This is a genomic window from Neoroseomonas alkaliterrae (assembly GCF_014199195.1).
Taxonomy (GTDB): domain Bacteria; phylum Pseudomonadota; class Alphaproteobacteria; order Acetobacterales; family Acetobacteraceae; genus Neoroseomonas; species Neoroseomonas alkaliterrae.
This window is the reverse complement of sequence record NZ_JACIJE010000004.1, coordinates 256,450-283,248: the sequence shown is the minus strand read 5'-3', so window position 1 is coordinate 283,248 and position 26,799 is coordinate 256,450. Positions and strand designations below refer to the sequence as shown.

Genomic DNA, 26,799 nt, shown 5'->3' with positions numbered 1-26,799 from the left:
CCCCGGGCGGCGCCGCGCCCGGCTCAATACCCTGCCGGCCGGTGGCCGAAACCGAGCGCCGGCGTCTCCGCGGTCTCGATCCACACCGCCTTGGACTGGGTGAGTTCCGCCAGCGCCTCCGCCCCCGAGGAGCGCCCGTAGCCCGAGGTCCCGAAGCCGCCGAAGGGCACCGAGACATGGATGGTCCGGTAGCCGTTCACCCAGAAGGTTCCCGCGCGCACGGCAGCGGCGACGCGGTGCGCGCGCCCCACATCGCGCGTCCAGACCGCGCCGGCGAGGCCGAAGCGCGTGTCGTTCGCGATGGCGATCGCCTCCGCCTCGTCCTCGAAGGGGATGGCGGCGACGACGGGGCCGAAGATCTCCTCCTGCGCCGGGCGCGCCGCGTTGCTCAAGCCCGCGAGCAGCGTCGGCGACACCCAGAAGCCGCCCTCCGGCAGGCCCGGCGGCGGCGGCGCAGCCATCACCGTCGCGCCGGCTCGCGCCCCCTCCCCGATCATGGCCTGCACATGCGCGAACTGCCGGGCGGTCGCGACCGGCCCCATCTCGGTCGCGGCGTCGAGCGGATCGCCGAGACGGATGCGCCCCGCCGCCTCCGCCAGCGCGGCGAGGAAGCGGTCATGGATCGAACGCTGCACGAGCAGCCGCGAACCCGCCACGCAGGACTGCCCGGCGCCAGCAAAGATCGCCTGCTGCGCGCCCTGCACCGCGGCGGCGAAATCGGCATCCGCGAACACGATGTTCGCAGACTTGCCGCCGAGTTCCAGCACGCAGGGGATGGTGCGCGTCGCGCAGGCCGCGGCCACCGCGGCCCCCGCCGGCGGCCCGCCGACGAAGGTCACGCGCGCCACCTCGGGCGCGGACAGCAGCGCCGCGCCGGTCCCCTGCCCCGGCCCGCAGAGCACCTGCACGAGCCCGCGCGGCAGCCCCGCCTCCTCGCACAGCCGCCCCAGCACGAGCGAGGTCAGCGGCGTGAACTCGGACGGCTTGAGCAGCACCGCATTGCCCGCCGCCAGCGCCGGGAAGACGTTCCAGCCGGCGGTGAAGAGCGGCGCGTTCCACGGCGTGATGGCGAGCACCACGCCATAGGGCTCGCGGCGGACGATCACCGTGTGGCCCGAGGGCACCGGCACCGTCCGGCCCTCGATCTTGTCGCACCAGCCGGCCCAGTATTCGGCCATCTCGGCGACGCGCGCGGCCTCGGCCCGCGCGTCGCGCAGCGGCTTGCCCGATTGCCCGGCTTCGAGCCTCGCCAGCGCCTCGGCCTCGCGCCGCACCAGCCCGCCGATGGCCCAGAGCCGCCGCCCGCGCTCGGCCGCAGACAGCGCCATCCAGGCCCGCTGCGCGCGCGCCGCGCCGGAGCAAGCGGCGCGGATCAGCCCCTCCTCCGCCGCGCCATAGGCGGCGATCTCCTGACCGCTCGCCGGATCGGTCAGCGCGACCCGCGCCCCTGCCCCATCCACGATCGCGCCATCCACCAGGCTGCCGATGCGCCCGCCGAGGAGCGCTGCGACCCCCGCCTCGACCGCCTCGCGCGCAGCCGCCGCCGTCATGGCGCGCGCCCCTCGAAGATGGCCGCGGCCACCCGGTTGAAATCCTCGCCATCCGGCACCTCGGAAGCCAGGGCCTCCCACGCGGCGGCCGCCCGCTCCGTCGCATCGAGCGGCGCTCCGGCCTGATCGGCGAGCGCCAGCGCAAGCCGCACATCCTTGCGCATCAGCCCCGCCGTGAAGCCGGAATCGAAGGCGCCGGTGGCGATCCAGCGCGGCCAGTTCACCTCGGTCGCGGCCGAGCGGCCGGAGGCGCCGTTGATCACCGGCAGCAGCGCCTCCGGCGCGACGCCGGCCCGCGCGCCGAGGCGCAGCGCCTCCGCCGCCACCACGAGATGCGTCGCGACCAGCAGGTTGTTCACGAGCTTCGCCACCTGCCCCGCCCCCGGCCCGCCGACATGCAGGATGCGGGCGGCGATACGCCCGAGTTCCGGCCGCGCCCGCTCGAGCGGCGCGAGGCTTCCGCCCACCATCATCGCGAGCGTGCCCGCCGCGGCACCCGCCGGCCCGCCCGAGACCGGCGCGTCGAGATAGGCGATGCCCCCCGCCGCCGCGCGCGCGGCGAAGGCCCGCGCCGCGACCGGCGAGAGCGTGGAGGTGTCCGCGACCACGGCGTCCCGCGGCAGGGCCGGCATCAGCTCGTCGAGCACCGAGGCGACCGCGGCCTCGTTCGGCAGGGAGAGAAGGACGACCGGCTGCGCGACACCCGCGACCGTTGCCGGCGCGATGGCGCCGAACCCGACCGCGGCCTCGCGCCTGGCAGGCTCGAGATCCCACACGCGCGGCTTCTCGCCGAGCGCGGCGAGGCGCCGCACCATCGCAAGGCCCATGTTGCCGAGACCGACCACCGCGACCATCGCATCCCCTCGTCCGCAACGGGCGCGGAGGGTGGCAGGCGCCTGCCGGCTGGGCAAGGCGAGGGCTTGGCCCTAAACCGCGCGCCATGGCGGAGATCCCGATCATCGGCCCGGCGCTGACGCGCCTGCTTGGCCCCGGGCGCGCGGCGCTGGCGCAGGAGTTCCTGCGCTTCGGCGTCGTCGGCGGCATCGGCTTCGTGGTGGACACGGCCGTGCTCTACGGCGCGCTCGCGCTCGGCGCGGGGCTCTATCTCGGCCGCGCCATCTCCTACGTCGCGGCGGCGACCACGACCTGGGCGCTCAACCGCATCTGGACCTTCCGCGGGCGCGGCAGCGGGCCGGCGGGACGGCAATGGGCGCTCTTCGTCGTGGTCAATCTCGGCGGCTTCGTCCTCAACTACGGGACCTATGCGGCGCTCGTGACCTGGGTGCCGCTGGTCGCGGCGCATCCCGTGCTCGGCGTCGCGGCGGGCTCGATCGCCGGGATGTTCAGCAACTTCTTCCTCTCCCGCAGCCTCGTCTTCCGCTGATCAGCGCCGCGGCGCGCGCATCATCCCGAGCAGCGCGACGAAGAAGGCGCCGAAGGCGAGCTGCAGCCCGAGCACCATGGCGGTGACAGAGGCGATGGCCACCCGCATCGCCCCAGTTCCCGGCAGCGGCCCGAAGCGCTCCGCCCCCCAGATCGCCACCGCCGCGACGCCGAGCCCGAGGCCGAGCACCACCAGCAGCCCCGCGACCACCAGCGCCGGCTCCAGCCCGAAGCGGGCGAGCAGCGCCGTCAGCCGCCTCTCCTCCGGCACCACCCCCTCCTGCGCGCCGTAGATGCGGGCGAAGGCCCAGAACTGCACGGCCTGGAAGCCCATGATCATCGCCCCGGAGGCGTAGAGCAGGGTGTGCACGTCGAAGGTCAGCCCACCGAGGCGCACCGGCCCGGGCAGCAGCAGCGCCATGGCGATCAGCCCGGCGAGGAACAGCCCGGCGCCGGGGTAGAGGAACAGCCAGCGCGGGCAGAACACCAGCAGGAAGCGCAGGTGCCGCCAACCGTCCCGCCATGATCGCAGATGCGGCGGGCGCGAGCGCCCGTCCGGCGAGAGCGTGGTCGGCACCTCGGCGATGCGCAGGCCCTGCACGGTGGCCTTGACCACCATCTCGGAGGCGAACTCCATCCCCGGCGCGCGCAGTTCGAGCCGCCGCATGGCGTCGCGGTCGAAGCCGCGCAGGCCGCAATGGAAATCGCCGACCGGGCTGCCGAAGAAGAGCCGCCCGATGGTCGAGAGCACGGGGTTGCCGAGGTAGCGGTGCAGCGGCGGCATCGCGCCCGGCTTGATGCCGCCCTTGAAGCGGTTACCCATCACGAGCTCGTAGCCCTCCCGCAGCTTCGCCACGAAGGGGTCGAGGGCGGTGAAGTCGTAGGAATCGTCGCTGTCGCCCATGATGACGAAGCGCCCGCGCGCGGCCGCGATGCCCGCGATCAGCGCCGCGCCGTAGCCGCGCTCGGGCACCGCGACCACCCGGGCCCCGAGCGACTCCGCGATGGCCTGGCTGCCGTCGGTCGAGCCGTTGTCGGCGACCAGCACCTCGCCCGGGATGCCGCTGCGGGCGAGGTAGTCCATCGCCTTGCGCACGCAGGTGCCGAGGGTCTCGGCCTCGTTCAGGCAGGGCATGAGGATGGTCAGCTCGAGCCCGGGCGACTCGGCGGCATCCTGGGGGGCCAGCGTCTCGGCCTTGTCCATCTCGTTTCCGGGCTCCGTCGGGGGCGACGGCCGGGCGGGGCCGGCGGGTCGCGCATTGTCGCTAACGTCACATTGATCCGTGGCGTGATATGGTCCACTCGGGCCGGGCAACCAGCCTCCCGCGGGCCGGGGGCGGCGGAAGAGGCCGGGCTGAGCCTGCGTTGCGGCTGCGGTGGCAGGGCGGGAATCGGGGCGCCAGGATGGCGGCGGGACGGGGCATGGACGACAGGGCGGACGGGACGGCGCGCGGCCGCGCGTGGCGGCATGGCGACTGACGCCCGCGCCTTGCCCGGCGAGAGCCGCCCGACGGACACGCCGCTGGCGCGCGCGCTCGCGGCCTGCCGCCGGCAGCTCCTGGCCGTGGGCGTGTTCAGCGGCGTCGTGAACGTCCTGCAGCTCACGGTCTCGATCTACATGATGCAGGTGTTCGACCGCGTGCTCTCCACGCGCAACCTCAACACCCTGCTCTACCTGACGCTGATCGCCATCGCCGCCCTAGCCCTGCTGGCGCTGCTCGAGGGCGCGCGCTCGCGCGTGATGCAGCGCATCGGGGGCTGGATGGAGGAGAAGGTCGCCCCGGAAGGCTTCGCTCGCGCGGTGGAGAGCCAGCTCCGCGGCCGCCCCTACCGGATGGAGGCGCTGCGCGACCTCGCCGTCTGCCGCGGCTTCATCGCCTCGCCCGGCGCCCTCGCGCTCTACGACGTGCCCTGGGTGCCGATCTACCTCCTCGTCATCCTCGCGCTGCATCCGGTGCTCGGCGCCGTGGCCGCGGCGGGCGCCGCGCTGCTGCTCGGCCTGACGATCCTGAACGAGATCGCGACCGCACGGCTGCTGCGGCAGGCGAACAGCGCGGCGCTCGCCTCGCAGCGGCGGGCGGAATCCATCCTGCGCAACGCCGAGGTCATCGACAGCATGGGCATGCTGCCGGCGGTGATGGCGCGCTGGCGGCGCAGCGTGGCCGAGATGACGGCGCCGATGAACCGCGCCATGGACCGCGCGGTGCCGCTCGTCGCGGGCACGAAGTTCCTCCGCCTCGCGGTGCAGGTCGCGATCCTCGGCGTCGGCGCCTATTTCGTGCTGGAGCAGCAGCTCACCGCCGGCGCCTCGATCGCCGCCTCGATCATCATGGGCCGCGCGCTTGCGCCGGTGGAGCAGCTCATCGGCGGGTGGAAGCAGCTCGTGCAGGCGCGGCAGTCCTGGCGGCGGCTGCAGGCCTTCCTCGTGCTGCCGCGCCTGCGCCCCGAGGGCAAGCCTCTGCCCGAACCGAGCGGCCGCCTCGCCGTGGAGCGCGTCACCTTCGCCTTCCCCGGCACGAACGTGCCCGTCATCAAGGGCGTGACCTTCGCGCTCGAACCCGGCGAGAGCCTCGCCATCATCGGCCCCTCCGCGGCCGGCAAGACGACGCTGATCCGCCTGCTGACCGGCACGCTGCAGCCGAACACGGGCGCGGTGCGTCTCGACGGCGCCGATGTCTACACCTGGCAGCGCGAGGATTTCGGCCGCCATGTCGGCTACCTGCCGCAGGATGTGGAGCTCTTCGACGGCACGGTGCGGGAGAACATCTCGCGCATGGCCGAGGCCCCGGCCGAGGCGGTCTACGAGGCCGCGCGGCTGGCCGGCGCGCACGAGACCATCCTGCGCCTGCCCAAGGGCTACGAGACCGAGATCGGCGACGGCGGGCAGCATCTCTCGGGCGGCCAGCGCCAGCAGATCGGCCTCGCCCGCGCCATGTTCGGCAACCCGCGGATGATCGTGCTCGACGAGCCCAACTCCAACCTGGACGGCGAGGCCGAGACGGCGCTGCTGCGCGCGCTCGACGAACTCAAGCGGCGCGAGACCACCGTCGTGCTCGTCTCCCACCGCCCGGTGCTGGTGCAGGGGGTCGAGAAGGTGCTGGTGATGCGCGAGGGCGCGGTGGAGATGTTCGGCTCGCGCGCCGATGTGATGAAGCGCTTCCTCAAGCCCGCGGCGCCGGCGCCGATCCCCGCGCCCGCCCAGCGCGTCGAGGGACGGGGGGCGCAGGGATGAGCGGCAAGGCCACACAGGCGATCGCGACGCGCGAGGAGCGCCTGCCAGCCGTCCAGCTCGTCATCCCGCCCGCGCCCGCGGTGCCGGCGCGGCCGCGCACGGGCGGGACCATCCTCTTCGGCTTCGTCGCCATCGCCGTGTTCTTCGGCGCCTTCGCCGCCTGGTCGGTGCTCGCGCCGCTGACCGAGGCGGCGATCGCGCCCGGCATGATCAAGGTCGAGGGCACGCGCCGCACGGTGCAGCACCTCGAAGGCGGGATCGTGCGCGAGATCCTGGTGCGCGACGGCGACCGCGTGAGCGCCGGGCAGACGCTGATGCGCCTCGACGACATCCGCGCCGGCGCCGACCTCGAGACGCTGCGCAGCCAGCGCTGGGCCTTCCTCGCGCAGGATGCGCGGCTGGCCGCCGAACTCGAGGACGCGCGCGAGATAACCTTCCCCGCCGAGCTCCTCGCCGCGCCGGAGCCGCGCGCGCAGGACGCCATCGCCGGCCAGCGCGCGGTCTTCGAGGCCCGGCGCGCGAGCCTGCTCAGCCAGGTCGCGGTGCAGGAGGCGCGGATCGGCCAGCAGGATGCGATCATCGCCGGCGCCTCCGGCCAGTTGCGCGCGCAGCGCCAGCAGCTCGAACTGATCCGCCAGGAGGAGGAGCTCACCCGCACCCTGGTCCGCCAGGGACTGCAGCGCCTGCCGACACTGCTCGCGCTGCAGCGCGCCGCCGCCGGGCTGGAAGGCCAGGGCGAGGAGCTCCAGGGCCAGCTCGACCGCGCGCAGCAGGTGATCGCGGAGGCACGCAACACCATCGCGAGCATCCTCAGCCAGCGCCGGCAGGAGGTCGCGGCCGAACGGCGCGAGATCCGCACGCGCCTCGCCGAGGTCGAGGAGCGGCTGCGCGCCGCGCAGGATGTCGCGATCCGGCGCGATATCGTGGCACCCGAGGATGGCACGGTGCTGAACCTGCGCCTCTTCACCATCGGCGCCGTGGTCCGCCCGGGCGATCCGGTGCTCGACCTGGTTCCCGCCCAGGACCGGCTGGTGGCCGAGGTGAACGTCCAGCCCAACGACATCGACATCGTCCATGTCGGCCTGCAGGCCGAGGTCAGGCTGCCCGCCTTCAAGCAGCGGCTGGTGCCCTTCCTGCACGGCCACGTCACCTTCGTCGCGCAGGACGTGACCGTGGATGAGCGCACGCGCACGAGCTACTACCGCGCGCATATCGTGATCGACCCGGACCAGCTGCAGCGCCTGCCGGGCGTGCAGCTCGTCCCCGGCATGCCGGTGGAGGCCATGATCCAGGTGGGCGAGCGGTCCTTCCTGCGCTACATCACCCAGCCCATCGTGGACAGCTTCACGCGGGCCTTCCGCGAGCAGTAGCATCGGGAGACGCGCATGGCCGAGATCCGCCCCACCCTCTTCGCCGACGGCGTGATCGAGGCGCAGGTCGCCCACGGCGTCGCGCGGATAACCCTCGCGGTCACCGCGCCGGACGGCAAGGCGCAGCCTTGCGGCACGCTCTGCATCCCGGTCACGCAGTTCCCGGCCCTGGTCAACGGGTTCGGCAATCTGCTCCGGCAGATCGAGGAACGGGTGCGCGCCCAGGCGCAGCCGCAGCAACAGCAGCAGGCGCCCGCCGGGGCCGACACCCAGGTGTCGACCGCCTTCCGCTTCGAAGGCTGAAGGCCGCTGTGCCGCGACCGCGCGGCTGATGCGGGCGAGCGAAGCCGTCGCCGTTGCTTCGCTGTCTGCGCGCACCGGGCCGGTCGGCCGGCCGCACGCGAGCGGGACGGCGGGTGCCAGCTCCGCCGGCTGTCACCCGCGGTCGCCGTAGCCCCGCGGGTGCGCCTCCCGCCAGGCCCAGGCGGTGCGGACGATGTCGTCCAGGCTGCCCAGGCGCGGCGCCCAGCCGGTCTCGGCGCGCAGCCGGTCCGAGGCCGCGACCAGCACCGCCGGGTCGCCCGCCCGGCGCGGGCCGATCGTGTGCGGCACCGGCCGCCCGCCGACGCGTTCCACCGCCGCGATCACCTCCTTCACCGAGGCGCCATGCCCGCTGCCGATGTTGTAGCGGCAGGTGCCATGCGTCTCGAGCCGCGCAAGCGCCGCGAGATGCGCCGCCGCGAGGTCGGTCACATGCACGTAGTCGCGGATGCAGGTGCCGTCCGGCGTGGGGTAGTCGTCGCCGAACACCGTCAGCGCGGGCCGGCGGCCGAGCGCGGCGTCGATCGCGAGCGGCACGAGATGCGTCTCCGGCTCGTGGTCCTCCCCCGCCCGGCCCTGCGGGTCGGCGCCGGCCGCGTTGAAGTAGCGCAGCGCGGCATAGCGCAGGCCGTGGATGCGCGCGGCCCAGGCCAGCCCCTCCTCGACCATGCGCTTGCTGTCGCCATAGGGGTTGGAGGGCGCGATGCGGCACTCCTCGTCGATCGGCACGTGGTCGGGGTCGCCGAACAGCGCGGCGGTGGAGGAGAGCACGAAGCGCAGGCAGCCCGCCTTGATCGCGGCCTCCGCGAGGCGCAGCGAATGCCCGACATTCTCGGCGATGTAGTGCAGCGGCTCGCGCATCGAGGCGCCGACGATGGACAGCGCCGCGAAATGCAGCACCGCATCGAAGCGCCAGGATGCGAAGACCTCGGCGACGCGCCGCGCGTCCCCGAGCTCGGCCTGCACGAAGGTCGCAGCCAGGGGCACCGCCGCGCGATGGCCCTGGCTGAGATTGTCGAGCACCACGACCTCATCGCCGCGGTCGAGCAGCGCGAGCACCGCATGGCTGCCGACGAAGCCGGCGCCGCCGGTCACAAGGTAACGAGCCAAGCCTTCCTCCGGCACGCCGTCACGATTCGGGGCGTTTCCGCCGGGGCGCGATGTGCTCTAGCAATCGGGCATGGGCAAGGCAGTCCTTGGCGCGATTCTGGCGCTTCTCCTTCCGGCCATGGCCGCGGCGCAACCCGACAGCCGCGCCGAGGCCTGGGGCGCGGTCGCGACGCCAACCCGCGGGCCGCCGCGCGTGATCGGCGGCACCGGCCTCGGCTGCATCGCCGGCGCGGTGCGCCTGCCCGACGAGGGGCCGGGGTGGCAGGCGGTGCGCGTCTCGCGCAACCGCCACTGGGCGCATCCGGCGACCATCGCCTGGGTGCAGGATTTCGCCGGGCGCGCGCGGGCGCAGGGATTCCCCGACCTCTGGATCGGCGACCTCTCCCAGCCGCGCGGCGGGCCGATGACATTCGGCCATGCCAGCCACCAGAACGGCCTCGATGCCGACATCTGGCTCGACCTCGGGCCCAAGCCGCGCGTGCCGGCCTCGCAGCGGGAGGAGATCCGGATCACCTCCCTCGTGCTGCCCGACGAGACGGGCGTGGACCCCCGCCGCTTCACCGACCGCCACGCGGCGCTGATCCGCCTCGCCGCGGAGATGCCAGGCCTCGACCGCCTGCTTGTCAACCACGCGATCAAGCGCGAACTCTGCGCGCGCCACCGCGGCGAGGCGTGGCTGCGCCGCGTGCGGCCCTGGCGGGGGCATGATTCGCACATGCACATCCGCCTGCGCTGCCCGCCGGGCCAGCCCGAGTGCCGCGACATCGCCCCGCCGCCGCCCGGCGACGGCTGCGATGCCAGCCTCGACTGGTGGCTCTCGCCGGAGGCGCGGCGGCCGGTTCCCCGCCCGCCGGGGCCGCCGCCGCAATTGCCGGCGGCTTGCGCGGCGGTGCTCGCGGCGCGCTGAGGCGCGCCCAGCGGCCTCACCAGCGGCGGGCCGGCCCGCAATCGAGATGGACGAAGCCGTCGCGCCGGTAGAGGCCGACGCCGCCGATCTGCATGTCCGCCGCGGCGCGGGCAATGGCGATGGCCTGCCGGCCGGGCAGGCGCACATCCGCCGCCATGCCGGACATGTGCAGCGAGACCCGCGAGACGCGGCGCGACTGCCGCGCCCGCGCGGCGTTGGTCTCCGGCGCGCGGTAGCCGCTGATCACTTCGTAGTGCTCGTCGGAATCGAGGTGCCGGGCGATGGTGTGCAGCACGTCGAAGAGCCGCGGGTCCATCGGCGTCACCTCGTCCATGGACGGGTCGCGGAAGATGACGTCCAGCCGCCGCAGCGCGTCGCGGTCATAGCGGCCGTCGCGCCAATAGACGCCCGCGAAGGATTCGCCGGTCTGCACGCGGCGGATGCGCAGCACGCGCGCCCCGCCGCCGGCCGCCTGGGCGGCGGCGACCGCCGGGGTCAGGGCAAGGGCGGCAAGGCCGCCGAGCCCGGCGCGGATCACCTCGCGCCGCCTCGCGACCGCCGGCTCGCAACAGGGGCAGCGGAACCCGTGGAAGAGGCGCGCCATGCCTCAGCGCGCCCCGGTGCCGCGTGCCGCCCCTCCTTCCAGGGAAGCGACGCGCTGGCTGGTCGCGCGGTCGAGGGCACGGGCGTATTCGGCGTCCAGTCCATAGATGTCGGGGCGCATGACCACTTGGCCTCCTTCCACGATGACAGTCGTGTAGTGGAGCCGCACCGGAATGGACCTGGCGATGGCGGTGCTGACGGTCCGGCGGCTCGCGAGGACCTGGTCCACCCGGGACCGGTCCCAGCCGCTGGTGCCCGAAAGCGCGTCGGAAAGCAACTCCATGGGCCGCTCGAGGCGGATGCAGCCCGAGGAGAAGGCCCGCTGGCCCCGGCTGAACAGGTGCCGGTCCGGCGTGTCGTGCATGAAGATGTCGTCGTTGTTGGGCATGACGAACTTGATGCGCCCGAGCGCATTCGCGTCGCCCGCATCCTGGCGGATGAAGTAGGGGAAGTTGTTCCGGTTGTAGGCGGTCCAGTCCACCATCGAGGGATCCACCTCGACGGTCTCACCATCCACCCGCTCGAAGATGCGGAAGCCGCGGGCGCGCACCGATTCCGGGTTGGCGCGCAGGCGCGGAAGGATGTCCTCCCGCGCATTGCGGGCCGGCACGCCCCAGGGCGGGTTGAACTGCACGGCGGTCAGCCGGACGTTGAGCATCGGCGTCTGGCGGTCCCGCCGGCCGACGATCACCGCCATGTCCCGCACCACCCGGTTGCCTTCCAGCAGATACAGCCGGAAATGCGGGATGTTCACCTCGATCCGCCGCTCGGGCGAGGGCGCGGGCTGGGCGCGCCGCATGTCGAGCGCCACGCGGAGCTGCGCGATCTTGCTCTCGACCGGGGTGTTCAGCACGCCCCAGGTGATCGCGCCGACGCGGCCATCCGTCTCGAGCCCCTCGCTCGCCTGGAAGGCGCGCACGGCGGCGACCAGCCGTTCGTCGTAGACCGGGCTGGACGCCGCCGCCCCCTCGACGAGGCCGGGGTCATGGACGGCGAGCCTCGCGCGAAGTTGCGGCACGCGCGCGGCATCGGTGCTGCCGGGTTCGAGGGTGCGCCGGGTGTCGCCGGTGATGCGCGGCCAGCCGCCCGCCGCCGCCACCGCGCGGTAGGAGGCGAGCAGCGCCTTGATCGGTGCGGCGTCGGGATGCAGCGTCGCCGCGCGCTCGATGACCTGGGCCGGCTCGGCGGAGGAGGCGAGTTCCGCCATCCAGGCGCCGAGCGGCACGCTGCCGGGGTCGCGCCGCAGATCCACCCGCCCGCGCAGGCCGCTGACGCGCCCGAGCAGCAGGTCCGCGAGCGCCGCCTGGGCGGAGCGCAGCACCGCCGCGCGGAACCCCGCCGGGTCCGCCACGGCCGCCGCCGGGTCCGGCACCGCATAGTGGCGCGGGTCGAGGCCGTCCTCCTCGAGCCGCGCGAGGCGCTCGGCGAGGCGGGCCACCGCGCCGTCGCTCGCGGCGAGGCTGGCGGGCGCCTCCTGCGCCACGGCCGGCAGCCGGGCGAGCAGGGGCAGGGAGAGGAACGAAAGGAGAAGGGCTCGGCGCATGTCTCTTTCGTAACGTCGGTGGCGCCGGATTCCAATCATTCCGATCAGGTATGGCACCTTCATGCCACACCCTGTTGCGCCGGGGCCGCAGTCGCGGCCAACGCCCCCACCGTGATCGGCTTGTAGGGCGCGCGGGGCCGCAGGGGTGGCACGGCCTCGGGCGCGATGCCCCGCGCCTCGGCGATCAGCGCGGCCACGGTCGGCCCGCAGAGGCGCCCCTGGCACGGCCCCATGCCGCAGCGCAGATAGGCCTTCATCTGGTTCGGGCCGGTGGCGCCGATCCGCGCGGCGCGGCGGATCGCGCCCGCCGTCACCTCCTCGCAGCGGCAGGCGATGGTCTCGTCATGCGGCGAGAGGATGGCCGCGGGCGGGGCGTAGAGAGCATCTAGGAAGGGCCGCAGCGCCAGCGCCGCCCGGCGCGCGGCGAGCGGGCCCGCGGCGGCGGCGGCAAAGCCCGCCTCGTCCAGCGCACCGAGCCGCCGCGCGGCGTCGAGGCCCGCGAGCCGCCCCGCCGCCAGCGCCGCCTCCCAGCCGCCGATGCCTGCGCCATCCCCGGCGACGGCGACGCGGGGGCAGGACGTCGCCCCGAAGGCATCGGTGACCGGCCGCCAGCAGGCCTGCGCCGCATCCCAGGCGTGGTCGAGGCCGATCGCGCGCGAGACATGGACCGACGGGATCACGCCTTCGTGCAGCAGCAGCGTGTCGCAGGGCGCGCCGCCACCCTCCCAGGCGACCCGCTCGACCCGCCCGGCGCCCTCGGCGCGCAGGCCGCGGACGCCGGCAACCACCCGCACGCCGAGGCGCCGCGCCTCGGCCATCAGGGCGAGGCCCTTGGCCAGCATCCGCCGCCCCGCCAGCAGCCCCCCGCCCGCCCGCGCGAGCGCCGAGGCGATCGAGACCGTCCGCGTCTCGAGCACCAGCGGCGGCGCGCCGGCGCGCGCGAGCTGCACGGCCAGCAGCCAGACCAGCGGCCCCTGCCCCGCCAGCACCGTCCGCCCCGCCGGCACCGCACCCGCCGTCTTGAGCATGATCTGCGCCGCCCCGGCCCCCATCACGCCGGGCAGCGTCCAGCCGGGGATGGGCACCGGGCGTTCCTGCGCGCCGGTGGCGAGGACCACGCGCCGGGCCGCGACCTCCGTTGCCACCCCACCCGAGACGAGGGACAGCACGCCCTCCTCCGGGTCGAGGTGCCAGAGCGTCGTCGCGGGCCGGTATTCCGCGCCGCAGGCCAGGAAGGCCTCGATCAGCGGCAGGCCCGGTGCGATCTCCGGCGCCACGGCGGGATCCCGCCCGCAGGCGAGGGCGGCGCGGAAGACCTGCCCGCCCGGCCCCGCATTCTCGTCGAGCACCAGCACCGAAAGCCCGCGCGCCCGCGCCTCGATCGCGGCCCCCATGCCGGCCGGCCCGGCGCCGATCACGGCGAGGTCACGGCGCGTCACCGCAGCGCCTCGCGCGCGCCGCGCTGGCGCAGGATCCGCATGCCCGGCGCCACCGGCACCATGCAGGCTTGGCGGTTCGGCACGCCGTCGATCTCGGCGAGGCAGTCGAAGCAGACGCCCATCAGGCAAAGCGGCCCGCGCGGCGCGCCCGAGACGGCGCTCTCCCGCGTCGCAATGAGGCCCGCAAGCAGCATGGCCGCGGCGGCGGAGGCGCCCTCGGGCACCGCGACCGCGCGGCCCTCGACGAGCACGCTCACCGTCGCGGGGCGCGCCTCAGGCCGCGGCCGGAACATCGAAGCGCCTGGCGGAGAAGGGGGCGAGCACCGGATCGAGGCTGCCCGCGGCGATCATCGGCGCGAGCAGCCGCGCATGGGCGCCGGCCAGCGTGACGCCGGAATGGCAGTTCGCCGTGAAGGCGCCGGGAAAACGCTCCGACTGGTCGTAGATCGGCAGCCCGTCGGGCGCCATCACGCGCAGCGCGGACCAGGCGCGGACGATGTTGAGATCCGCGATCCAGGGAAAGGACAGCGCCGCGCGCTGCGCGATCTGCGCCATGACCGGCGGGGATTGGCCTGTGTCGAAGCCCACCTCCTCCATGCTGTCGCCGAGCATGATCGTGCCCTCGCCGGTCTGGCGGATGGTGGTGGTCGGCATGGGCAGGACCGGCCGCGCGCGCTCGGTCACCAGGATCTGGCCGCGCTGCGGGCGGACCGGCGCGCGCAGGCCGAACAGCGGCGCGAGTTCGGCGTTGCCGAGCCCGGCGGCGAGCACGATGCGCGGGGCGGCGAAGGCGCCGGCGGCGGTCTCGACGCGGAAATCCCTCGGCGCGGCGGACCCGCCCCTCACCTTCGCCTCCGGCACATAGGCGCCGCCGCCTTCGGTGAATGCGCGATGCAGCGCCTGGAGCAGCGCGAGCGGGCTCGCATGCCCGTCATAGGGCGTGAAGGAGGCCCCGACCACGGCGGGCCCAAGGCCGGGCAACATCGCCGCCAGTTCGTCGCGGCGAATCATGCGGTATTCGAAGCCGTGATTGCCGGCTTCCGCCTGCATCTGCGCCATGCGGGCGGCACGGTCGGCGAATTCCTCCTCGCTGAGGCAGAGATGCACGCCGCCCGGCTGGCGCAGCGCCAGGTCGAGCCCCGTGCGCGCCGCGAGATCGGCGGCAAGCGCGGACCATTCGCCGGCCGATCCGCGCGTCCAGCGCTGGTACCACGGCGCGCCGAGCCCCTTCGACTGCACCCAGACCAGCCCGAAATTGCCGCGCGAGGCGCGATGCGCGATGTCGCCCTCGTCCAGCAGCACGGTGTCGAGCCCCGCATCGCGCAGGCCGAGCGCGATGGCCGCGCCCACAAGGCCGCCGCCGACGACGATGGCATCAGACAACCGGATGTTCATGCCGGCATGGGACGGCGCGGCCCGCCCGGCGTCAACCGCCCCGCCCGGTTCGATGAGGCGCAGGTCAGAGGTTTGCCGTCGTCGCCATCGCGGCCGGCAAGGCGGTGCATGCGCCGGCCGGCGGTTGACGCGACGCCGGCCGGGCGCGAGCCTTCGCCCCACGCAAGGCCGGAGACCGCCATGAGCCCGCTCGACGCCCCGCGCGATCCGCGCAACAGCGACCTCGAGGCCGCCCTGGCCGAGGCCCGAGAGACCTACAGCGCCGCCCGGCCCAACAGCGCCGCCATCCACGCGAAGGCGCGCGCGGTCATGCCCGGCGGCAACACCCGCACCGTGCTCTTCTACACCCCCTTCCCCACCGCGATGACGCGCGGCGAGGGCGCGCGGCTGTGGGACGCCGACGGGCGCGAATACCTCGACCTCTGCGGCGAATACACGGCCGGCCTGTTCGGCCATTCCGAGACGCGCATCCTCGATGCCGTGAAGGCCGCGATGGACCGCGGCATCAACCTCGCCGCCGTGGGCGAGAACGAGGGCCGGCTCGCTGCGCTGATCTGCGGCCGCTTTCCTTCGGTGGATCAGGTGCGCTTCACCAATTCCGGCACGGAAGCCAACATCATGGCGTTGGCCGGCGCGCGCGGCTTCACCGGGCGCACCGAGGTGCTCGCCTTCCGCGGCGGCTACCACGGCGGCGTCTTCACCTTCCCGGTCGGCACGCCGGTCTCCCCGGTCAACCTGCCCATCCCCATGCGCTTCGCCGACTTCAACGACCCCGACGGCGCGGCGCGCACCATCCGCGAGGCCGGGGAGGCGCTCGCCGCCGTCATCGTCGAGCCGATGCAGGGCTCCTCCGGCTGCATCCCGGCGACGCGGGAGTTCCTGCAGGCGCTGCGCGAGGCCACGCGGGAGACCGGCGCGCTGCTCATCTTCGACGAGGTGATGACGAGCCGCCACGGCTTCGGCGGCCTGCAGCAGCGCCTCGGCATCACGCCCGACATGACGACCTTCGGCAAGTACATGGCCGGCGGCATGTCCTTCGGCGCCTTCGGCGGGCGGGCCGAGGTCATGGCGGTCTTCGACGGCCACCGCGCCGGCGCCATGCCCCACGCCGGCACCTTCAACAACAACGTGCTGTCCATGGCCGCGGGTTGCGTCGCGCTCGGCGAGATCTTCGATGAGACCGCCGCCGAAGCACTCTACGCGCGCGGCGAGCGTCTGCGGGACGCGCTGAACGCCGCCTGCGCGCGCCACGGTGTCGCGATGCACTTCACCGGCGTCGGCTCGATGATGACGCCGCATTTCCGCCCCGGGCCCGTCACCGCGCCCTACAAGGCGAGCATCGAGGAGGAGCAGATGCGCGAGCTCTTCTTCTTCGACATGCTCGCCGCGGGCATGTATCTCGCGCGGCGGGGCATGGTCGCGCTGATGCTGCCGGTCACCGATGCCGATTGCGAGCGCTTCTTCGCGGCGGTGGAGGAATTCTGTGCGGCGCGGAAGCCGGTGCTGGCGCAGGCGTGAGAAGGGCGGGGGGAGAAGGGAACTTCTCCCCCCGCGCCCCCCTCAACCTTCTTTGGAACCTCGGCGCGCCCGTTCGTGCGGGGGCTATCGCGCGCCGCCCACCGGCAGGCGCGCGCCCGAGACATAGGACGCCGCATCCGAGGCGAGGAACAGGATGCATTCCGCAACCTCCTCCGCCCGGCCGCCCCGGCCCATCGGCACGCCGCCGGAAAGCCGCGCCACGCGGTCCGGCATGCCGGCGGCGGCGTGGATCTCGGTCTCGATCAGGCCGGGATTGACGGCATTGACGCGGATGCCCTCGGCCGCGACCTCGCGCGAGAGCCCGATGGTCAGCGTGTCCACCGCACCCTTGCTCGCCGCGTAATGCACCCATTCCCCGCCGCCGCCGATCTCGCTCGCGCGCGAGGAGACGTTGACGATCACGCCGCCCGGCCCGCCGCGCCTCGTGGACATCCGCCGCACCGCCTCCCGGCAATGCAGCGCGAGGCCGACGACATTGGGCATCATCACCGAGACCCAGTCCTGCTCCGTCGTCTCCGCGAGCAGCCGCCGCGGCCCGGTGATGCCGGCATTGTTCACCAGCACGTCGAGCCGCCCGAACTCGGCATCGAGGCGGGCGAAGGCCGCGAGGATGTCCGCCTCCGCCCCCGCATCGCCCTGCACCAGCACCACCCGCGCGCCCTCGGCCTCGCAGGCGCGGGCGGTCGCCTCGGCGCGCGCGGCCTGGCTGCGGTAGGTGAGCAGCAGGTCATGGCCGCGCCGCGCGGCGAGCAGCGCGGTCGCCGCCCCGATCCCGCGCGCGCCGCCGGTCACCATCATCACGCGTCGAGCCATGCCGACCTCCCGCTTCCTCTCGCCGCGCATCCTCGCCGAGAGCGGCGCGCCTGTCAGCCCGCCGCCTTGCCGCGCGCGGCCCCGCGGGCGAGCATGACGGAGCCGAGGAGACGCGCCATGCCCCTGCCGCCGCCGCAATCCTATTCGCCCGAAACCTTCCGGCCGCTCACCTTCCACGACGCGGTGCCGGCCTTCCGCGAGGGCACGGACACGCCGCGCGCCTATCTGGAACGATGCCTCGCGACCATCGCCGAACTCGAGCCGCAGGTCATGGCCTTCGCCTCGCTGAACGAGGAGGGCGCGCGCGCCGCCGCGGACGAGAGCACGGCGCGCTACCGCGCCGGCGCCCCGCTCTCGCCCATCGACGGCCTTCCCATCGGCATCAAGGACCTGCTGGAGACCCGCGACCTGCCGACCGAGATGGGCAGCGCCTTCTACAAGGGCAACCGGCCGGGGCGGGATTCCGCGCTGGTGCAGGCGTTGCGCCAGGCTGGCGCGGTGATCGTCGGCAAGACCGTGACGACCGAACTCGGCATGTCGCATCCCGGCCCCACGCGCCATCCCTTCGACCTGCGGCGGACGCCGGGTGGCTCCTCCTCGGGCTCGGCAGCGGTGATCAGCGCGCGCATGCTGCCGGCCGCGATCGGCACGCAGGTGCTGGGCAGCGTGATCCGCCCCGCCTCCTTCAACGCGAACTGGGCGCTCAAGCCGACGCAGGGCGCGATCAACCGCGGCGAACGGCAGGGCTTCAGCCAGTCCACCGCGGGCATCCATGCCGGCTGCGCGGAGGACATGTGGCGGATCGCGGTCGAGATCGTCACCCGCGTCGGCGGCGATCCCGGCGCGCCGGGTCTCTACTTCACCGCCGAGGCGCCGCCGCCGCCGCTCAAGCCCCGCCGCCTCGCCGTGCTGCAGACCGAGGGCTGGGCAGTGGTGGAACCGAAGGCCGCTGCAGCCTTCGAGCGCGCGCTCGCGGCCCTGCGCGCCGAGGGCGTGGCCGTGATCACCCGCGAGGACCACCCGCTGCTCGAAAGGCTCGAGCAGCGCGTGACCGGCGCCATGGCGCTCGCCACCGATGTCTGCGCCTATGAGAGCGCCTGGTCGGTCGCGAACATGATGGCGAAGAACCCGGATGCCTTGAGCGAGAGCCTGAAGGCGCGCTTCGAGCTCGGCTGTTCGGTCACGCTCGCGCAGTATCGCGCCCGCCTGCACCAGCGCGAGGAGATGCGCCACGCCCAGGCCGCGCTGGCGGGCGAGGTGGACGCCTTCATCGGCCTGCCCGCCTGCGGCCCCGCTCCGCTGCCCGGCGATACCGGCGGTTCGACCAACCGGATCCTGCACACCACGGGCAACCCCATCATGAACACCGCGAGTTCGGCGCTGGGATGCCCCGTCGTCACCGTGCCGCGCATGGCGGTGGACGGGATGCCGCTCGGCATCGCCGTCACCGGCCAGCCGCACCAGGACGAGAAGGTGACGGCGATCGCCCGCTGGATCGCCGGCGCGGTTCCGCCGATCATGGTCTGACCGCGCCCGAGGGAGGATGGCATGAGCGAGATCGAACTGCTGGACGATGACGGCCTGCGCATCATCCGGCTCAACCGCCCCGAGAAGAAGAACGCGCTGACGCGGGCGATGTATGCCGGCATGCGCGACGCCCTGCGCGAGGCCGCGGAGAAGCCCTCGGTGCGCGCCGTCCTGCTGACGGGCGGGACGGAGTGCTTCACCTCCGGCAACGATGTCGGGGATTTCAGGACGCGCAGCGCCACGCCAGACGATTCCGTGCCGACGCCGGCGCGCGATTTCCTCTACGCGCTCCGCGACTGCCCGAAGCCGGTGGTCGCCGCGGTCGCGGGCTATGCCATCGGCATCGGCACCACGCTGCTGCTGCATTGCGACCTCGTCTATGCGGCCGAGAACGCGGTGTTCCGCATGCCCTTCGTGGATCTCGGCCTGTGCCCCGAGGGCGGCTCCTCGCTGCTGGTGCCGCAGCGCGCGGGGCAGCTCATGGCGAACGAGCTGCTGATGCTGGGCGAGGCCTTCACCCCGGGCATGGCGGTGATGGCGGGCATCGCCAACATGGTGCTGCCGGTGGACGGGCTGATGCCCCATGCCCTCGGCGTCGCGCGCAAGCTCGCCGCCAAGCCGCCAGCCGCACTGGCCGCGACCAAGCGCCTGCTGCGCAAGCCCGGCGCGGCGGAGCTCGACGCGCACATGAGCGCCGAGTTCGCGAAGTTCAGCGAGCTGCTGCGCGGCCCCGAGGCGGCCGAGGCGGTGGCCGCCTTCCAGGAGAAGCGCAAGCCCGATTTCACCCGCTTCCTCGCCGCGGAGTGAGGGCGATGTTCCGCGACGACCTCTTCCGCGGCGCGCGCGTGCTGGTCACCGGCGGCGGCACCGGCCTCGGGCGGATGATGGCCGAGCGGCTGCTGGCCCTTGGCGCCGCAGTCGAGATCTGGGGCCGCCGCGGCGAGGTGCTCGCCGAGGCCGCCGCCGCGATGAACGCCGCCCATCCCGGCATGGCCGCGCACCGCACCGTGGACATCAAGGACCCCGAGGCGGTCGAGGCCGCCGTTGCCGCGATGTGGGCCGAGGGCCGGCCGGCGACGCATCTGATCAACAACGCCGCGGGCAATTTCGTCAGCCGCACCGAGGATCTCTCGCCCCGCGCCTTCCACGCCATCGCCGACATCGTCTTCCACGGCACCTTCCAGGTGACGCAGGCGCTGGGCAAGCGCTGGATCCGCGAGGGCACGGGCGGGGCGGTCGTCTCCATCATCGTCACCTGGGTGCGGACGGGCGCGCCCTTCGTCGTGCCCTCGGCGATGTCCAAGGCGGGCATAGACGCGATGACCAAATCCCTCGCGGTGGAATGGGGCCGACACGGCATCCGCCTCAACGCCATCGCGCCCGGGACCATCCCGACCGAGGGCATGTTCGCCCGCCTGCGCCCCGGCGAGAACGATCCCGCCGCGCGCGCCGCCGAGCGCAACCCCATGCGGCGCATCGGCACCGCGCAGGACATCGGCGACCTCGCCGCCTTCCTGCTCTCGCCGATCTGGATCAACGGGGAGACCATCGCCCTCGATGGCGGCAACTGGCTGACGGCGGGCGGCGGCTTCCACGACTACCTCGCCTGGGGCGATACCGAATGGGCGGAAGCCCGCGCGCGCATCAAGGCCCGCAACGAAGCCGACCGGGCCCAGCGCGGCTGAGGCGCGGGACGGGCGCGCCAGGGAGGAGACCGTGACCCCCCACCTGCATCAATGGCCCGCCCAGGGCCGCGTGCATCACGGCATCCCGCTCGCCGAGGCCCTGCCGCGCGAGATCCGGGACGCCTCGCGCATCGCGCTCGTCACCACGCGCTCGCTCGCCGGCAGCACCCTGGTCGCGGCCGCGCGGACGGCGATCGGCGACCGCCTCGCAGCGAGTTTCGCCGCGATGCGCGCCCACAGCCCGGTCGAGGACGTGCTGGCGCTCGCCGCGCTGCTGCGCGAGCAGGAGGCCGATCGCGTCGTCGCGATCGGCGGCGGCTCGGTGATCGACGGCGCCAAGGTCGCCTGCCTCGCGACCTGGCGCGGCATCGCCGATGCCGGCACGCTCGTCGCCGCGGCCGCCTCGCGCGGCGCGCAGCCCGACAACTGGGACGGGGCGCCGCCCGCCCCGCGCATCGTCGCGGTGCCGACCACGCTCTCGGCCGCCGAGTTCGCGCCCCATGCGGGCTACACCGACCTCGCGGCCGGGCGGAAACACCGCGCGCTCGATCCCTGGATGGTGCCGCGCGCGGTGATCCTGGACCCCGCCGCGACGCTCGAGACGCCGGCGCCGCTCTTCCTCTCCTCCGGCATCCGCGCCCTCGACCACGCGGCGGAGCGGTGGTGCTCCACAGCCCCCCTGCCCTTCTCCGACGCGGTGTCGCGGCAGGCGATGCTGATGCTCGCGGAAAACCTGCCGCGCGTGCAGCGCCACCCCGCCGACCTCGCCGCGCGCGCGGCCTGCCAGCAGGCCGCCTGGCTCTCGGTGATGGGCGGATGGTCCGGCGTGCCGGTCGGCGCGAGCCATGGCATCGGCTACATCCTGGGCGCGGCGCGCGGCGTGCCGCACGGCATCACCTCCTGCCTCATGCTGCACGCGGTGATGCGCTGGAACGCGCCAGTCAACGAGCATCGCCAGCGCGCCATCGCGCACATCTTCGGCGGCGAGGAGGCCGGACCCGCGATCGAGGCCTTCGTGCGCGGCCTCGGCCTTCCCACGCGGCTGTCCGAACAGGGCATCGCGGAGGCGGAGATCCCCGGCCTCGCCGCGCGCTGGACGGGCGATGCGCCGATCGCGACGAACCCCCGGCCCGTGCGCGATGCGTCGGATCTCGAGGCCATCCTGCGGCTCGCGGCGTGATGCCGCTGTGATCGGCTTCACAGCCCCGCGAGCCGGTTCGCGCCATCCTGTCCCCCAAGGCCCAAGGAACGGACGCACCGCATGACCAGCATGACCACCTATACCGACAGGCATCGCCGGACCTACCGGACCTACAAGCAGAAGACGCAGGTCACCTGCGGGCCGGCCTGCTGCCTGATCATGTGGGCGAATGTCCACCAGGCCGATCCGATCGCCGACGAGGGCGGCGTCATCGCGCTTTCCCGCGCCTTCCCCAAGCCCTGGAACCCGCATACCGGGGCCGAGATCAACAACCTCTCCGCGGTGCTGCGCAACATGGCCGTGCCGAACGAGGTCGCGACCTACACCGACCGCGGCGCGCTGCGTGCCGAACTCGACCGCCGCGTCGCCTTCCGCAAGCCCGCCCTCGCCTTCGCGGAATGGGAGGTGGATGCCGCGGTGGTGGGCCATTTCGTCGTGGTCGGCTTCGCCAATGCGCGCGCCGACGAATGGACCATCCTCGACCCGCTGCACGGCCCGCAGGAGGTGACGGGCATCCCGGCCTACTACCCGATCACCGACGACCCCGAACCGCCCGTGCTGCGCTTCACGGGCGCCGTGGCCTTCACCCTCTAGGCCCGTTCAGAACCGCTCCGCGGCGAAGGGCGCGAAGTCGAAATTCGGCTTCTCCCCGGCCATCGCCGCCGCGACCAGCGCCCCCGTCGGCGCCGCCCCGGTCAGGCCGAGATGTCCGTGGCCGAAGGCGCACCACAGCCCCTTCCACGCCTTCACCGGGCCCATCACGGGAAGGCTGTCGGGCAGGCAGGGGCGATGGCCCATCCAGGTGGTGAAGCCTTCCGTGCGCGCGTGCGGGAAGACCTGGCGCAGATCCTTGAGCAGCAGCAGCGCCCGCGCCTCGTTGGGCGGCGCGTCGAGGCCGCCGAACTCGACCGTGCCGGCCACGCGCAGCCCCTCCTCCATCGGCGTGATGAACACCTTGCGGTCATAGGGCGAGACCACGCGCGACAGCCGCACCCCGGCATCGGGCAGCATGACGTGGTAGCCGCGCTGCGTCTCGAGCGGCACGCGGATGCCGAGCGGCGCCAGCAGCCGCGCCGACCAGGCCCCGGCAGCCAGCACGACGCGATCGGCGGGCAGGTCGCCGGCGTCGGTCGCCACGCCGATGACGCGCCTGCCCTCGGTGGTGATGGCGCGCACCTCCGCTTCGCGGATCTCCCCGCCCATCCGACGCACGCCCTCGGCCACCACGCGGGCGAAGCGCGCCGGGTTCACCGAGGAGCCATGGTCGGGCAGGAACAGCCCGGCCTGGTAGGCGGGCGCGATCTCCGGTTCGAGCGCCGCGAGCGCGGCGCGGTCCAGCACCTCCATGCGCTGGCCATGGCGGCGGCGCAGCGCCAGCGCCGGCTCGTCCTTCGCCATCTGCTCCGCCGAGCGATAGACGTAGAGCTGCCCCTGCTCCCGGATCAGGTCGAGCGCACCCTCCGCCGCGAGGATCTCGCGGTGCCGTTCCAGCGCGCCGAAGAGCAGCGAGGCCATGGCGCCCGCCGCGGCCTCGACCTGCGCGGGCCGTGCGGAGGCGACGAAGCGCAGCAGCCACGGCATCGCCTTCAGCCAGTAGCGCGCCGGGATGTGCAGCGCGCCCTCCCGGTCGGTCAGCATCTTCGGCACCTGCCGCAGCACGCCCGGCATGGCGAGCGGCGCGACCGAGCCATGGCTGATCGCCCCCGCATTCCCCGTGTACGCGGCGTGAGCCCTCCACGCTTCCAGCACGAGCGGCCTGAGCCCCCGCCGGGCCAGATGCCAGGCCACGCAGAGGCCGACGATGCCTCCGCCGATGACGATGACGCGCGGTTCGTTCGCTGCGGATTCCATGCCCGCCATGCTGGCGCAGGATGAAGGGGCGCGGAAGCATGCCACCTCGTTGACGGCTGCGCGCCGCCGTCGCACCCTCGCCTCCAATCAAGAACCGAGGAGCGTCCGATGCGGATCACCCCGAACAATGCCGGGCTGGGCGCGCGCGTGGAGGGTGTGGACCTCTCCCGCGACGTGACGGCGGACGAGTTCCGGACCCTGCTGCGCGCGCTCGGCCAGCATGGCGTGCTGTGCTTCCCGGACCAGGACCTCGACGCGGCGGCGCTGTCCGCCTTCGGCTCCCGCTTCGGCGAGCTCGAGGTGAATGTCGCGAACATCTTCCACGCCGAAGGGCATCCGGAAGTGATGCACCTGTCCAACATGAAGGATGCCGACGGCAAGCCGATCGGCCTGTCGGACGCAGGCCAGGGCTGGCACACGGACATGTCCTATTCGAAGGAGATCGCGCTGGCGAACGTCCTGCACGCCAAGCGTGTGCCGCGCCGCAACGGCAAGGTGCTGGGCTGCACCCAGTTCCGCAACATGCACGCCGCCTATGACGACCTGCCGGCGGAGGTGAAGCAGCGCATCGAGGGCCGCACGGCGATCCATGACTTCGCCAAGTTCTGGGACATGATGCGCATCCGTCCGGGCTCGATCCGCGGCCCGCTCACGCCCGAGCAGCGCGCGAAGAAGCCGCCCGTCCCGCAACCCATGGTCCGCATTCACCCGATCACCGGGCGGCGCGTGCTCTACTGCAATTCCGGCTACGCGATGCATGTCGAAGGCATGGACCGCACGGAGAGCGACGCGCTGCTCGACTACCTGTTCCGCCACCAGGCGCAGGAGAAGTACTTTTACGAGCATCAGTGGAACGAGGGCGACGTGCTGATGTGGGACAATATCGGCACGCTGCACAACGCCGTCGCCGATTACGGCCCCGACGAGCCACGCTTCATCCTGCGCGTGCAGGTCATGGCGAGCCTCGACTACGCGGCGCTCGCGGCATGAGGCTCGTCACCTGCGAGACGCCCTCCGGCCCGGCGCTGGGCGGCATCCTCGGCGATGCGGTGGCGATGCTGCGCCCGGCCCTCGCCGCGGCGATGCGTGCGGCCGGCGAGCCCGACACCGCCGCCGCGGCCATTCCCGCCGACATGGTCGCGCTGATCGGCAGCGAGGCCGCGATGGTCGCCGCCGGGCGCGCCCTCGCCTTCGCAGCGCGGCCCGAGAACGCCGCGCTGCGCCTGCCGTTCGCCTCGGTCCGCCTGCTCGCGCCGCTGCGCCCGGGCAAGATCCTCGGCGTCGGGCGCAACTACGGAGACCACGCGAAGGAGGTCGGCGGACCGCGGCTCGAGATGCCGCGCATCTTCCTCAAGCCCGCCTCCTCGGTCACCGGCCCCGGCGCGGCGGTGCGCATCCCGCCCGCCGTGACCAAGCCGGACTGGGAGGCCGAGCTCGGCGTCGTCATCGGGCGCCGCGCGCGGGACGTGAGCGAGGGAACCGCCCTCGAATATGTCGCCGGATACACGGTGCTGAACGACATCAGCGCGCGCGAGTTCCAGTTCGACGTGCCGCTGCCCATGACCTCCTTCGCCAAGGGCATGGACGGCTTCTGCCCCATGGGCCCCTGCATCGCCACGCCCGAGGATGTGGGCGAGCCCTGGGCGCTCGAGCTCCGCTGCTGGCTGAACGGGGAGGAGGTCCAGCACGGCAACACGCGCGACCTGATCTTCTCCGTCCCCGCGCTGATCGCCTTCCTGTCGCGCTACATGACGCTCGAGCCGGGCGACGTGATCGCCACCGGCACGCCGGCAGGCGTGGGGCATTTCCGCGACCCGCCGCGCTACCTCAGGCCGGGCGACCGCCTGCGCATGGAGGTCGAGCGCGTGGGCGTGCTGGAACACAGGATCGCATAACGAGAAACCGGGAGGACACGCCATGATCCGCAGGATGCTGCTCGGCGCCGCGCTCGCCGCCTTCGCCCTGCCCGCGCTCGCGCAGCCGCGCGCGCCGGGCACCGACTATCCGAACCGTCCGGTGCGCGTCATCGTCGCCTTCGCCGCGGGCGGCAATGCCGACATGAACGCGCGCATCATCTCGGGCGCGCTCTCCACCCGCCTCGGCCAGCAATTCGTGGTGGAGAACCGCCCCTCCGGCGGCGGCACGGTCGCCTTCGAGACGGTCGCGCAGACCGCACCCGACGGCTACACGCTGCTCGTCGGCGCGCTCGGTTCGCACACGCTCAATGTCGGCCTCTATGGCGAGAGGCTGCGCGTCCATCCGCTGACCGGCGTGGACCACATCACCATCTCGAGCCATTCGCCCATCGTGCTGGTGGCCCATCCCTCGATGAACGTCCGGACGCTGGCCGAGTTCCGCGCCGCGCTCGCGGCGGGCAACGGGCAGGTGCCCTACGGCTCCTCGGGCAACGGCTCGACCGGGCACATCGCCTCGGCGCTTCTGCTGCACCTGCTCGGCGTGCAGGCGACGCATGTGCCCTATCGCGGCTCGGCCGCGGCGTTCCAGGACCTTCTGGGGGCGCGGACCATGTTCCAGTCCGACACCATCTCCTTTGTCGCCGAGCACATCCGCGAGGGGCGCGTGGTGGGCCTCGCCATCGGCACGCCCGAGCGCAGCCCGATGGCCCCCAACGTGCCGACGGCCGCCGAGGCGGGCCTGCCGGCCTGGCAGGCCACGACCTGGACGCCCTGGTCGGCAACCCTCGGCACGCCGCTGCCGATCCGCCAGTTCCTCTACGAGCAGATCAGCGAGGTGCTGAAGACGCCGGAGGTGCGCGACCGCATCATCGCGCTCGGCAACACCATCCCCGAGAACATGACGCCAGAGGCCACGCGGGCCTTCATCGCCTCGGAGATCGAACGCTGGGTGCCGATCGTCCGCGCCTCGGGCGCGCGGGTGGACTGAGGCGCCGTCACTCGCGGATGTCGGCGCGATAGACCTTGCTGACGATCCTCCAGCCCTCGGCGGTCTTGAGGAAGACGAGGTAGTCGGTGAAGTAGCGCGGCGGGAGCTGGCAGGCGACCTTGGCGAGCGCCGTCTCCGGCCCCGACTGGTCGAGCATCAGGATCCGGTCGTCGCGCGCCAGGCCCTTGGATTTCGCGCTGCCGCGGCTGCGCACCATCTCGAACCACTGCTCGCGCGGCAGGTCCTGCACCACGCCGTCCTTGTCCCAGTAGAGATGCGCGCAGGGGTGGAAGGCCCTGGCGAGCTTCTCGGTGTCCCCTTCGTAGAGGCCGTCGAAATAGGTCTGCAACACGGCTTCGATGGCGGCGATGTCGCTGGATGGCATGGCGGGTCCTCCTTCGGCTGGCGGTGATCCTGGACCGGAAT

The 26,799-nt window shown here is 73.5% G+C and carries 26 protein-coding genes; 14 read left to right on the top strand and 12 right to left on the bottom strand.

The window, feature by feature from the left end:
- Positions 1-23 precede the first annotated feature (23 nt).
- Both FHS88_RS09560 and FHS88_RS09555 read right to left on the bottom strand, forming a co-directional pair.
- Complete coding sequence (locus FHS88_RS09560) at positions 24-1,550, bottom strand: aldehyde dehydrogenase family protein (RefSeq protein WP_184483940.1); 1,527 nt, start codon at positions 1,548-1,550, stop codon at positions 24-26.
- Positions 1,547-2,404 carry an NAD(P)-dependent oxidoreductase gene (locus FHS88_RS09555; protein WP_184483938.1) on the bottom strand — a complete coding sequence of 286 codons (858 nt, stop codon included), beginning with the start codon at positions 2,402-2,404 and terminating at the stop codon, positions 1,547-1,549. Before FHS88_RS09555 ends, FHS88_RS09560 begins: the two co-directional genes overlap by 4 nt.
- 86 nt (positions 2,405-2,490) lie before the next feature.
- On the opposite strand from FHS88_RS09555, the gene FHS88_RS09550 reads away from it, so the two are divergent.
- Complete coding sequence (locus tag FHS88_RS09550) at positions 2,491-2,934, top strand: GtrA family protein (RefSeq protein ID WP_184483936.1); 444 nt, start codon at positions 2,491-2,493, stop codon at positions 2,932-2,934.
- Here the strand turns inward: FHS88_RS09550 and FHS88_RS09545 are convergent, their stop codons facing one another.
- Positions 2,935-4,137 (bottom strand): glycosyltransferase family 2 protein, encoded by a 1,203-nt coding sequence (locus FHS88_RS09545; protein WP_184483934.1) that lies wholly within the window; start codon positions 4,135-4,137, stop codon positions 2,935-2,937.
- Between the two features lie 264 nt (positions 4,138-4,401).
- Between FHS88_RS09545 and FHS88_RS09540 the strand changes: the two genes are divergently transcribed.
- Genes FHS88_RS09540 through FHS88_RS09530 form a run of 3 tightly spaced genes read left to right on the top strand, consistent with a single transcriptional unit; the run spans position 4,402 to position 7,838 of the window.
- On the top strand, positions 4,402-6,165 hold the full coding sequence (locus FHS88_RS09540) for a type I secretion system permease/ATPase (RefSeq protein ID WP_184483932.1): 1,764 nt from the start codon (positions 4,402-4,404) through the stop codon (positions 6,163-6,165).
- The gene (locus FHS88_RS09535) at positions 6,162-7,535 is read left to right on the top strand and encodes an HlyD family type I secretion periplasmic adaptor subunit (RefSeq protein ID WP_184483930.1); all 1,374 of its coding nucleotides are present in this window, start codon (positions 6,162-6,164) and stop codon (positions 7,533-7,535) included. Before FHS88_RS09540 ends, FHS88_RS09535 begins: the two co-directional genes overlap by 4 nt.
- Positions 7,536-7,550: 15 nt before the next feature.
- Positions 7,551-7,838, top strand: a complete 288-nt coding sequence (locus FHS88_RS09530) for a hypothetical protein (protein WP_184483928.1) — start codon at positions 7,551-7,553, stop codon at positions 7,836-7,838.
- Positions 7,839-7,970: 132 nt separating this feature from the next.
- Here FHS88_RS09530 and galE read toward each other — a convergent pair whose 3' ends face one another.
- On the bottom strand, positions 7,971-8,966 hold the full coding sequence (galE, locus tag FHS88_RS09525) for a UDP-glucose 4-epimerase GalE (protein WP_184483926.1): 996 nt from the start codon (positions 8,964-8,966) through the stop codon (positions 7,971-7,973).
- A 118-nt stretch (positions 8,967-9,084) separates the two neighbouring features.
- On the opposite strand from galE, the gene mepA reads away from it, so the two are divergent.
- Complete coding sequence (mepA, locus tag FHS88_RS09520) at positions 9,085-9,873, top strand: penicillin-insensitive murein endopeptidase (protein WP_246419763.1); 789 nt, start codon at positions 9,085-9,087, stop codon at positions 9,871-9,873.
- 16 nt (positions 9,874-9,889) lie between these two features.
- Here mepA and FHS88_RS09515 read toward each other — a convergent pair whose 3' ends face one another.
- The 5 genes from FHS88_RS09515 to FHS88_RS09495 are packed head-to-tail and all read right to left on the bottom strand — an operon-like array spanning position 9,890 to position 14,841.
- Entirely contained in the window at positions 9,890-10,477 is a 588-nt protein-coding gene (locus tag FHS88_RS09515; RefSeq protein ID WP_184483922.1) for a DUF882 domain-containing protein, read from the bottom strand.
- Positions 10,478-10,480: 3 nt separating this feature from the next.
- On the bottom strand, positions 10,481-12,019 hold the full coding sequence (locus tag FHS88_RS09510; RefSeq protein WP_184483920.1) for a L,D-transpeptidase family protein: 1,539 nt from the start codon (positions 12,017-12,019) through the stop codon (positions 10,481-10,483).
- A 59-nt stretch (positions 12,020-12,078) separates the two neighbouring features.
- Entirely contained in the window at positions 12,079-13,458 is a 1,380-nt protein-coding gene (locus tag FHS88_RS09505; RefSeq protein ID WP_184483918.1) for an FAD-dependent oxidoreductase, read from the bottom strand.
- Positions 13,455-13,715, bottom strand: coding sequence for a (2Fe-2S)-binding protein (locus tag FHS88_RS09500; protein WP_338146490.1), 261 nt, complete (start codon positions 13,713-13,715; stop codon positions 13,455-13,457). The genes FHS88_RS09505 and FHS88_RS09500 overlap by 4 nt, the downstream gene beginning before the upstream one ends.
- 16 nt (positions 13,716-13,731) lie before the next feature.
- Positions 13,732-14,841, bottom strand: a complete 1,110-nt coding sequence (locus FHS88_RS09495; protein ID WP_338146489.1) for an NAD(P)/FAD-dependent oxidoreductase — start codon at positions 14,839-14,841, stop codon at positions 13,732-13,734.
- 192 nt (positions 14,842-15,033) lie between these two features.
- On the opposite strand from FHS88_RS09495, the gene FHS88_RS09490 reads away from it, so the two are divergent.
- Entirely contained in the window at positions 15,034-16,371 is a 1,338-nt protein-coding gene (locus FHS88_RS09490; RefSeq protein WP_184483913.1) for an aspartate aminotransferase family protein, read from the top strand.
- 84 nt (positions 16,372-16,455) lie between these two features.
- On the opposite strand, the gene FHS88_RS09485 is transcribed toward FHS88_RS09490, so the two are convergent.
- Complete coding sequence (locus tag FHS88_RS09485) at positions 16,456-17,205, bottom strand: SDR family oxidoreductase (protein WP_184483911.1); 750 nt, start codon at positions 17,203-17,205, stop codon at positions 16,456-16,458.
- A gap of 117 nt (positions 17,206-17,322) precedes the next feature.
- Here FHS88_RS09485 and FHS88_RS09480 point away from each other — a divergent pair, with 117 nt between their 5' ends.
- The 5 genes from FHS88_RS09480 (at position 17,323) to FHS88_RS09460 (ending at position 22,212) form a co-directional block, all read left to right on the top strand.
- Positions 17,323-18,732 carry an amidase gene (locus FHS88_RS09480; RefSeq protein WP_184483909.1) on the top strand — a complete coding sequence of 470 codons (1,410 nt, stop codon included), beginning with the start codon at positions 17,323-17,325 and terminating at the stop codon, positions 18,730-18,732.
- Positions 18,733-18,753: 21 nt separating this feature from the next.
- Entirely contained in the window at positions 18,754-19,539 is a 786-nt protein-coding gene (locus FHS88_RS09475) for an enoyl-CoA hydratase (RefSeq protein WP_184483907.1), read from the top strand.
- 5 nt (positions 19,540-19,544) lie between these two features.
- Positions 19,545-20,417 (top strand): SDR family oxidoreductase, encoded by an 873-nt coding sequence (locus FHS88_RS09470; protein WP_184483905.1) that lies wholly within the window; start codon positions 19,545-19,547, stop codon positions 20,415-20,417.
- A gap of 31 nt (positions 20,418-20,448) precedes the next feature.
- Entirely contained in the window at positions 20,449-21,597 is a 1,149-nt protein-coding gene (locus FHS88_RS09465; protein ID WP_184483903.1) for an iron-containing alcohol dehydrogenase, read from the top strand.
- A gap of 81 nt (positions 21,598-21,678) precedes the next feature.
- Positions 21,679-22,212 (top strand): hypothetical protein, encoded by a 534-nt coding sequence (locus FHS88_RS09460; protein ID WP_184483901.1) that lies wholly within the window; start codon positions 21,679-21,681, stop codon positions 22,210-22,212.
- A 6-nt stretch (positions 22,213-22,218) separates the two neighbouring features.
- Here the strand turns inward: FHS88_RS09460 and FHS88_RS09455 are convergent, their stop codons facing one another.
- Positions 22,219-23,469 (bottom strand): NAD(P)/FAD-dependent oxidoreductase, encoded by a 1,251-nt coding sequence (locus tag FHS88_RS09455; RefSeq protein WP_184483899.1) that lies wholly within the window; start codon positions 23,467-23,469, stop codon positions 22,219-22,221.
- A 108-nt stretch (positions 23,470-23,577) separates the two neighbouring features.
- Between FHS88_RS09455 and FHS88_RS09450 the strand changes: the two genes are divergently transcribed.
- From FHS88_RS09450 to FHS88_RS09440, 3 genes are read left to right on the top strand one after another with little or no spacing between them, the layout of a single operon-like run.
- On the top strand, positions 23,578-24,459 hold the full coding sequence (locus tag FHS88_RS09450; protein WP_184483897.1) for a TauD/TfdA dioxygenase family protein: 882 nt from the start codon (positions 23,578-23,580) through the stop codon (positions 24,457-24,459).
- Positions 24,456-25,364 carry a fumarylacetoacetate hydrolase family protein gene (locus tag FHS88_RS09445; protein ID WP_184483895.1) on the top strand — a complete coding sequence of 303 codons (909 nt, stop codon included), beginning with the start codon at positions 24,456-24,458 and terminating at the stop codon, positions 25,362-25,364. Before FHS88_RS09450 ends, FHS88_RS09445 begins: the two co-directional genes overlap by 4 nt.
- 22 nt (positions 25,365-25,386) lie before the next feature.
- Positions 25,387-26,373, top strand: coding sequence for a Bug family tripartite tricarboxylate transporter substrate binding protein (locus FHS88_RS09440; protein WP_184483893.1), 987 nt, complete (start codon positions 25,387-25,389; stop codon positions 26,371-26,373).
- Positions 26,374-26,380: 7 nt separating this feature from the next.
- On the opposite strand, the gene FHS88_RS09435 is transcribed toward FHS88_RS09440, so the two are convergent.
- Positions 26,381-26,758 (bottom strand): nuclear transport factor 2 family protein, encoded by a 378-nt coding sequence (locus FHS88_RS09435; RefSeq protein WP_184483891.1) that lies wholly within the window; start codon positions 26,756-26,758, stop codon positions 26,381-26,383.
- Positions 26,759-26,799 lie beyond the last annotated feature (41 nt).